Genomic DNA, 415 nt, shown 5'->3' with positions numbered 1-415 from the left:
CATCTCCGTTTCCTTTGTCCATCCTTTCACCTCCATTGTTTCTCGTAATGTTTAATTAAAATCAAGTTAATAACACCTAACCCAAAATTACTGCTTCTCAATTCGTTTCTCTAGATCCTCAAGCTTCTGAATAACCAAACCAATATCAGTCATAGCCTTAATCGATTCTTTTTGCTGGAAGTACGTTTCTAAAGCCATTGTGACTATTGTCGATTTCGGAACACCAATTCTTTCAGATTCAGCTACAAGCTTGTAGTTGAGCTCATCAGAAACTTGAGTATTTACTCTAACCATTTTTGCCATGTAAGGCTCACCTCATTTGATTATTTCACACAAATATATTACAAGATACGCACATTGTCATAAACCAATTTAATCACGAGCACTGTCATGACAAACTGCCTTCATTCCAGTG

Annotated in this window: 1 protein-coding gene; it reads right to left on the bottom strand. The window is 36.4% G+C overall.

Features of this window, described 5'->3' with window-relative positions; genetic code table 11:
- Nucleotides 1-87 precede the first annotated feature (87 nt).
- A complete protein-coding gene (locus PZE06_RS26495; protein WP_275792177.1) occupies nucleotides 88-303 on the bottom strand; it encodes a hypothetical protein in 216 nt (71 codons plus the stop codon).
- Nucleotides 304-415: the final 112 nt, after the last annotated feature.

The organism is Robertmurraya sp. DFI.2.37 (assembly GCF_029211245.1).
Taxonomy (GTDB): Bacteria; Bacillota; Bacilli; order Bacillales; family Cytobacillaceae; genus Robertmurraya; species Robertmurraya methanolica_A.
This window is presented reverse-complemented; position numbering and strand designations above follow the sequence as displayed.